Origin of the sequence: Streptomyces sp. HSW2009, from assembly GCF_040240285.1 — a bacterium.
In the GTDB taxonomy this organism is placed as follows: domain Bacteria; phylum Actinomycetota; class Actinomycetes; order Streptomycetales; family Streptomycetaceae; genus Streptomyces.
In genome coordinates, this window is record NZ_JBEHZD010000387.1 from 1 (window position 1) to 7,845 (window position 7,845).

At 68.7% G+C, this 7,845-nt stretch carries 6 protein-coding genes; 5 read left to right on the forward strand and 1 reads right to left on the reverse strand.

From position 1 onward, the window contains the following. Positions 1-119: 119 nt before the first annotated feature. Positions 120-2,867 carry a pyruvate dehydrogenase (acetyl-transferring), homodimeric type gene (aceE, locus tag AAHZ94_RS24105; RefSeq protein ID WP_349995153.1) on the reverse strand — a complete coding sequence of 916 codons (2,748 nt, stop codon included), beginning with the start codon at positions 2,865-2,867 and terminating at the stop codon, positions 120-122. A 482-nt stretch (positions 2,868-3,349) separates the two neighbouring features. On the opposite strand from aceE, the gene AAHZ94_RS24110 reads away from it, so the two are divergent. The 5 genes from AAHZ94_RS24110 (at position 3,350) to AAHZ94_RS24130 (ending at position 7,741) form a co-directional block, all read left to right on the forward strand. Beyond that, a complete protein-coding gene (locus AAHZ94_RS24110; protein WP_349995155.1) occupies positions 3,350-3,790 on the forward strand; it encodes a DUF3052 domain-containing protein in 441 nt (146 codons plus the stop codon). Between the two features lie 179 nt (positions 3,791-3,969). Next, the gene (locus AAHZ94_RS24115) at positions 3,970-4,428 is read left to right on the forward strand and encodes a peroxiredoxin (protein ID WP_349995157.1); all 459 of its coding nucleotides are present in this window, start codon (positions 3,970-3,972) and stop codon (positions 4,426-4,428) included. Positions 4,429-4,622: 194 nt separating this feature from the next. Next, entirely contained in the window at positions 4,623-5,198 is a 576-nt protein-coding gene (locus AAHZ94_RS24120; RefSeq protein WP_349995158.1) for a TerD family protein, read from the forward strand. A gap of 772 nt (positions 5,199-5,970) precedes the next feature. Next, positions 5,971-6,546, forward strand: a complete 576-nt coding sequence (locus AAHZ94_RS24125; protein ID WP_187064057.1) for a TerD family protein — start codon at positions 5,971-5,973, stop codon at positions 6,544-6,546. 49 nt (positions 6,547-6,595) lie between these two features. After that, positions 6,596-7,741, forward strand: coding sequence for a DUF475 domain-containing protein (locus AAHZ94_RS24130; RefSeq protein WP_349995160.1), 1,146 nt, complete (start codon positions 6,596-6,598; stop codon positions 7,739-7,741). Positions 7,742-7,845 lie beyond the last annotated feature (104 nt).

Sequence of the window (7,845 nt, forward strand, 5' to 3'; positions counted from 1 at the left end):
CCCCCCCCCCCCCCCCCCCCCCCCCCCCCCCCCCCCCCCCCCCCCCCCCCCCCGGGCGCGGCGCGGCGCCCCCCCCCCCCCCCCCCCCCCCGGCGAGCACCGTCGATCCGGCGCCTTCGTTACGCGTCGCCGCCGGCCGCACCCGGGTCGGCCGCGGTGGCGTCCAGGAGCTGGTAGCGGTCGATGGCCTGCTTGAGGGCCGACCGGTCGACCTTGCCCTCCTGGGCGAGCTCGGTGAGCACGCCGAGCACGATCGACTGGGCGTCGATGTTGAAGAAGCGGCGCGCCGCCCCACGGGTGTCGGCGAAGCCGAACCCGTCCGCACCCAGCGACTGGTACCGACCGGGCACCCAGCGGGCGATCTGGTCCGGCACCGCACGCATCCAGTCGGAGACGGCCACGAACGGGCCCTCGGCGCCGGCGAGCTTGCGCGTCACGTACGGCACGCGCTGCTCCTCCTCGGGGTGGAGCAGGTTGTGCTCCTCCACCTCCACGGCGTCCCGGCGCAGCTCGTTCCAGGAGGTCGCCGACCAGACGTCCGCCTTGACGTTCCACTCGTCGGCCAGGATCTGCTGCGCTTCCAGCGCCCACGGCACCGCCACGCCGGAGGCGAGGATCTGCGCCGGGATGGCACCCTGCTCGCCCTTCTTGAAGCGGTAGACGCCCTTGAGGATGCCCTCGACGTCCACGTCGGCGGGCTCCGCCGGGTGCTGGATCGGCTCGTTGTAGACGGTGAGGTAGTAGAAGACGTCCTCACCCGGCTGGCCGTCCGCCGTCTCGCCGTACATCCGGCGCAGACCGTCCTGCATGATGTGCGCGATCTCGTACCCGAACGCGGGGTCGTAGGCCACGCACCCGGGGTTGGTCGACGCCAGGAGCTGCGAGTGGCCGTCGGCGTGCTGGAGACCCTCACCGGTCAGCGTCGTACGACCGGCGGTCGCGCCGAGCACGAAGCCGCGCGAGAGCTGGTCGGCCATCTGCCAGAACTGGTCACCGGTGCGCTGGAAACCGAACATCGAGTAGAAGACGTAGACCGGGATCAGCGGCTCGCCGTGCGTGGCGTACGCGGAACCGGCCGCGATCAGCGACGCCGTACAGCCCGCCTCGGAGATGCCGTCGTGCAGCATCTGACCGGTGGGGGACTCCTTGTACGCGAGCAGCAGGTCACGGTCGACCGACTCGTACTGCTGGCCCAGCGGGTTGTAGATCTTGGCCGACGGGAAGAAGGCGTCCATGCCGAAGGTGCGGTACTCGTCGGGGGCGATCAGCACGAAGCGCTTGCCGATCTCCTTGTCCCGCATGAGGTCCTTGAGCACCCGCACGAAGGCCATCGTGGTGGCGATCGACTGCTGGCCGGAGCCCTTCTTGGCCGCCGCGTAGACCTTCTCGTCCGGCTGCGGCAGCGGCTTGGCGCGCACCACACGGGTGGGCACGTAACCACCGAGCGACTTGCGCCGGTCGTGCATGTACTGGATCTCTTCGGAGTCGCGACCCGGGTGGTAGTACGGGGGCAGCCCCGACTCCAGCTCCTTGTCCGCGATCGGCAGGTGCAGCCGGTCCCGGAACCGCTTGAGGTCCTCGACCGTGAGCTTCTTCATCTGGTGGGTCGCGTTGCGGCCCTCGAAGTTCGGCCCGAGCGTCCAGCCCTTGACGGTCTGCGCGAGGATCACGGTCGGCTGGCCCTTGTGCGCCTTGGCCGCCGCGTACGCCGCGTAGATCTTCCGGTGGTCGTGCCCGCCGCGACCCAGGTGCAGGATCTGGTCGTCGGACATGTTCTCGACCATGGCGCGCAGCCGCTGGTCCTCGCCGAAGAAGTGCTGGCGGATGTAGGAGCCGGTCTCCGTGGCGTACGTCTGGAACTGACCGTCGGGGGTCGTGTTGAGCTTGTTGACCAGCACGCCGTCCCGGTCCTGCGCGAGCAGCGGGTCCCAGCTCCGGTCCCACACCAGCTTGATCACGTTCCAGCCGGCGCCGCGGAACTGCGACTCAAGCTCCTGCATGACCTTGCCGTTGCCGCGCACCGGGCCGTCGAGCCGCTGGAGGTTGCAGTTGACGACGAAGGTCAGGTTGTCCAGGCCCTCACGCGCGGCGATGGAGAGCTGACCGAGCGACTCGGGCTCGTCCATCTCGCCGTCGCCGAGGTACGCCCAGACGTGCGAGTTCGTGGTGTCGGCGATGTCGCGGGCCGCCATGTAGCGGTTCATCCGGGCCTGGTAGATCGCGCCGAGCGGGCCGAGGCCCATGGAGACGGTCGGGAACTCCCAGAAGTCCGGCATCAGCCGCGGGTGCGGATAGCTGGAGAGGCCGTAGGGGGCCTTGGACTTCTCCTGCCGGAAGGCGTCGAGGTGGTGCTCGTTGAGGCGGTCGAGCAGGAAGGCACGGGCGTAGATGCCCGGCGACGCGTGGCCCTGGAAGAAGATCTGGTCGCCGCCGTCGCCCGCGTCCTTGCCCCGGAAGAAGTGGTTGAAGCCCACGTCGTACAGGGAAGCGGAGGAGGCGAAGGTGGCGATGTGGCCGCCGACGCCGATGCCCGGGCGTTGGGCGCGCGAGACCATGACGGCCGCGTTCCACCGGGTCGCGTTCAGGACCTTGCGCTCGATCTCCTCGTTGCCGGGGAAGAACGGCTCGTCCTTGGTCGCGATGGTGTTGACGTAGTCCGTGCTGCGCATCTCGGGCACGGCAACCCGCTTTTCGCGGGCGCGCTCGATCAGGCGGAGCATCAGGTAGCGGGCGCGTTCCCGGCCTCGCTCATCGACGGCTGCGTCGAGCGAGTCGAGCCATTCCTGGGTCTCTTCGGGATCGAAGTCCGGGACCTGGCTGGGAAGGCCGCCAATGATGATCGGGTTGCGATCTGATCCGGAAGCCACGCTGTTCCTTCGCTGTTCTGTCGTGTCGTGCTCGGCACGTGAGTGCTGCTGCGCACGCGGTCTGCAAACTGTCCTGCTGTCCTGCAATCGCGCCGTCATCCATCGTGTACCGCGGTGAGCAGATACGTCATCTCTACTCAGGGGTAACCACCACTGGGTGAGACGGGCGCTGCGAGGACCCGTGGGCTGGCGACGGCCAAATCGCAACCATACGCCCACCATGGAAGTCCCTGGTGTACGGGCGTTCGATCCCGAATGTCGTAGCGGTGGAAAAGAACTTCACAAGGCGGGCAAAACCCTGTGTCTCGAATCACTTATGGCGCTCGCGTGGGGATGTGAGTTGCGGCGAGTCGTCAACGTTTGGGCGGGATCGGGAGCCGGGTACTTGCGCTAACCGCCCGGCACGTGTGGACTACGCCCAATGCCCCGCGTACGCGCGAGGCGATCAAGACAATTTCTCGCAGGATGACAGGAGGCAATCCGTGAGCGCGACCGCGGACCACGCGGAGGAGCGGACCAATCCGGCCGCCAGGCTGGGTTTCGAGCCCGGGCAGGTGGTCCAGGAGATCGGCTACGACGACGATGTCGATCAGGAGCTGCGTGAGGGCATCGAGGAGCTCACCGGCACCGAGCTCGTCGATGAGGATTACGGCGACGTGGCCGATGCCGTGGTGCTGTGGTTCCGAGAGGACGACGGCGACCTGACCGACGCGCTCGTGGACGCCACCACCATGATCGACGACGGCGGCTCGGTCTGGCTGATGACCCCCAAGACGGGGCGCGACGGGTACGTGGAGCCCAGCGACATCGGTGAGTCGGCGACGACCGCAGGTCTGTCCCAGACCAAGAGCATCAGCGCCGGGAAGGACTGGAGCGGTAGCCGCCTGGTCACCCCGAAGGCCGCTCGCTCCGGCAAGCGCTGAGGCCGCTGACCGCATCGGCCCCGGGCCAGGTGAGAGCCCCCATCCGGCGACGGCCGGACGGGGGCTCTGCGCGTAGGGTGGGCACCATCCACCGAGGTCTCCCGAGATCCACCCAGGTCCTACCGAGATCCGTGGATCCGTCGAGAAACCGTTGAGATTCTTCGAAGGGACACCGCCCGATGACGGTCGAGGTCGGCACGCAGGCCCCGGAATTCACCTTGCGCAACCAGCACGGGGAGCAGATCACGCTCGCCGAATTCCGCGGAGAGAAGAATGTCGTGCTGCTCTTCTACCCGTTCGCTTTCACCGGTGTCTGCACGGGCGAGCTGGGGGCGCTGCGTGACGCGCTGCCGACGTTCGTCAACGACGACGTGCAGCTCCTCGCGGTCTCCAACGACTCGCCGTTCAGTCTGCGGGTCTTCGCGGAGCAGGAGGACTTCACGTTCCCGCTGCTCTCCGACTTCTGGCCGCACGGGGAGGTCTCCCGGGCCTACGGCGTCTTCGACGAGGAGAAGGGCTGCGCGGTGCGCGGCACCTTCGTGATCGACAAGTCGGGCGTGGTGCGCTGGACGGTCGTCAACGGCCTGCCGGACGCCCGCGACCTGGGCGACTACGCGGGGGCGCTCGCGGCGCTCTAGCCCGCCGCGCTTCAGCGCGGTCCACGCGCCCCCGCGGTCGAGCGGTCCGGGGGATCGGGCGCGACACCCGCACCCGGCGGTGCAGGGTCGTACCGCTGGGCGGGAACCGCTCACTAGGATCAAACCGTTGATCCGATGGCAACCGTATGACGGGGGCACGCTGTGCTCCTGACGAAACTCACCTGGGAGGACTCGTGGGAGTCAGCCTCAGCAAGGGCGGCAACGTCTCGCTGACCAAGGAAGCCCCTAACCTGACCGCCGTCATCGTCGGTCTCGGCTGGGACGCCCGTACGACCACGGGCACTGACTTCGACCTCGACGCCAGCGCGCTGCTGACCAACGCCGAGGGCAAGGTCGCCAACGACTCGAACTTCGTCTTCTTCAACAACTTGAAGAGCCCCGACGGCTCCGTGGAGCACACCGGTGACAACATCACCGGTGAGGGCGAGGGCGACGACGAGCAGATCAAGGTGAACCTCGCCGGCGTGCCGGCCGATGTCGCCAAGATTGTTTTCCCGGTCTCGATCTACGACGCCGAGACCCGCCAGCAGAGCTTCGGCCAGGTGCGCAACGCGTTCATCCGCGTCGTCAACCAGGCCGACAACGTCGAGCTGGCCCGCTACGACCTGAGCGAGGACGCCTCCACCGAGACCGCCATGGTCTTCGGCGAGCTGTACCGCAACGGTGCCGAGTGGAAGTTCCGCGCCATCGGCCAGGGGTACGCCTCGGGCCTGCGCGGCATCGCGCAGGACTTCGGCGTCAACGTCTGACCGCCGCACCGCGCAACCTTCGGCGCCGCACACCCCGGCCTTCCGGCGGGGGCCCGATTCATCCCGGGAGTGCGGCGCCGGACGTGCCTCTGCGGCGGCCCGGCGCGGGCGCTTCCGGCCGCGCGGCGGGGATCGTACGCGCTGTGAGCCGGCTGCTACGGCTGGTGGCCCCGGCGCACGGCCGGTCGCACCGCGCCGACCGGGGCGTACCGTCCCGGCCGGCCTCGGGTTCGCGGGCCCGCGCCGGCGGGCTGCCCGCCCGGCTCCGGTGCGGCGGGGGCAGGTTTCCCCCGCTCGCGCCCGGGGTGCCGGGGCGGGCCGGCGGGATGAGGCTGCGGGCCCACGGGCGTACGGCGGCACGGGCGTACGGCGTGACCGGCCGAACCGTGGCACCGGCGTACGGAGGCACCGGTGTACGGCGTGACCGGAGTGACGGGACCGGGCTGGACCGACGAGATCGCCGGGAGTGCTGTGACCGACAGGACCGACAGGACCGCCGGGGCTGGCAGGGTCGAGGCGAAAGGCCAGCCGCCCGGACCGACCGGCCGCCGCGGGCCCCGGCCCACCGGCCCACCGGCGGGGCCCACCAGCCCACTGGCAGGGCTCACCACCCACCGGCGGCAGGAACGCCAGCGGCAAGAACGCAAGAGCACAACGAGAAATACGAGCAGTACGCGCAGTACTGGCAAGACCAGCGGGCGTGCAGTACGAGTAGTGCGGTGATGTCGCGCGAACCGTACGGGCGCCGTGACTTTGGGGAGGACACAGGAACATGGGCGTAACGCTTGCCAAGGGAGGCAACGTCTCCCTCTCGAAGGCCGCGCCGAATCTCACCCAGGTGCTGGTGGGGCTCGGTTGGGACGCGCGCTCGACCACGGGCGCCCCGTTCGACCTCGACGCCAGCGCGCTGCTGTGCCGGTCGGGTCGGGTCCTCGGTGACGAGTACTTCGTCTTCTACAACAACCTGAAGAGCCCCGAGGGCTCCGTGGAACACACCGGGGACAACCTGACCGGTGAGGGCGACGGCGACGACGAGTCGCTGATCGTGGACCTGGCCAAGGTTCCGACCGAGGTCGACAAGATCATCTTCCCGGTCTCCATCCATGACGCCGACGCCAGGGGCCAGAGCTTCGGGCAGGTCAGCAATGCGTTCATCCGCGTGGTGAACCAGGCGGACGGCAGCGAACTGGCCCGCTACGACCTGAGCGAGGACGCATCGAGCGAGACGGCGATGATCTTCGGTGAGGTCTACCGGTACGGAGGCGAGTGGAAGTTCCGTGCCGTCGGCCAGGGGTACGCGTCCGGTCTGCGTGGCATCGCTCTAGACTTCGGGGTCAACGTTTCGTAAAACCGCGCACTAGCGCGCGGGGGACCCCTCACACACGATTGGGTGGCCAGTGCTCCTGAGAACCTTCGGCTGGTCTTTCGGCGTCACCGCCGCGGGACTCGCCTGTGCTGCGATCTTCTGGGGGTGGGAGGCGTTCGCGGTCGTCGCGATCCTCTCCATCCTGGAGATCTCGCTCTCCTTCGACAACGCGGTGGTCAACGCCGGCGTGCTGAAGAAGATGAACGCCTTCTGGCAGAAGATCTTCCTCAGCGTCGGCATCATCATCGCCGTGTTCGGCATGCGGCTGGTCTTTCCCGTCGTCATCGTCGCGGTCACCGCTCAGATGGGGCCGATCGAGGCCGTCAAGCTGGCGATGGACAACCCCGACAAGTACGAGCAGCTCGTCACGGACGCGCACCCGGCCATCGCGGCCTTCGGTGGCATGTTCTTGCTCATGATCTTCCTGGACTTCTTGTTCGACGAGCGTGAGCACCAGTGGATCGGCTGGCTTGAGCGTCCGCTCGCGCGGCTCGGCAAGATCGACGGGCTCTCGGTCTGCACCGCCCTGATCGTGCTGCTGATCGCCGCGACCACCTGGGCGGAATCCGCTGCCCAACACGGGGGCGGGCACGTGGACAAGGCGGCGACGGTGATGCTCGCCGGCATCGCCGGCCTGATCACGTACCTGATCGTCGGTGGTCTCTCCGGCCACTTCGAGGACAAGCTCGAAGAGGACGAGGAGCGCGAGCACGAGGCGGAGGAAGAGGCCAGGAAGGCGGGCAAGGAGCCCACCATGATCGGCCTGGCAGGCAAGGCCGCGTTCTTCATGTTCCTCTACCTCGAAGTGCTGGACGCCTCGTTCTCCTTCGACGGTGTGATCGGTGCGTTCGCCGTCACCAACCACATCTTCTGGATGGCGCTCGGCCTCGGCATCGGCGCCATGTACGTCAGGTCGCTCACGGTCTACCTGGTCCGCCAGGGCACCCTGGACGACTACGTGTACCTGGAGCACGGCGCCCACTACGCGATCGGTGCGCTGGCCGCGCTGCTGCTGATCACCATCAAGTGGCACATCCACGAGGTCATCACCGGTCTCATCGGCGTCGCGCTGATCGCCGGTTCGTTCTGGTCCTCGGTGGTGCGCAACCGTCGTCTGGCGGCGGAAGAGGGCGAAGCCGGCTCGCACGACAAGTCCGAGGTCACCTCCGGAGTGTGACCGGGGCCCGGATGCGGAATTCTTCTACGGGGCGGGGGGGGGGGGGGGGGGGGGGGGGGGGGGGGGGGGGGGGGGGGGGGGGGGGGGGGGGGGGGGGGGGGGGG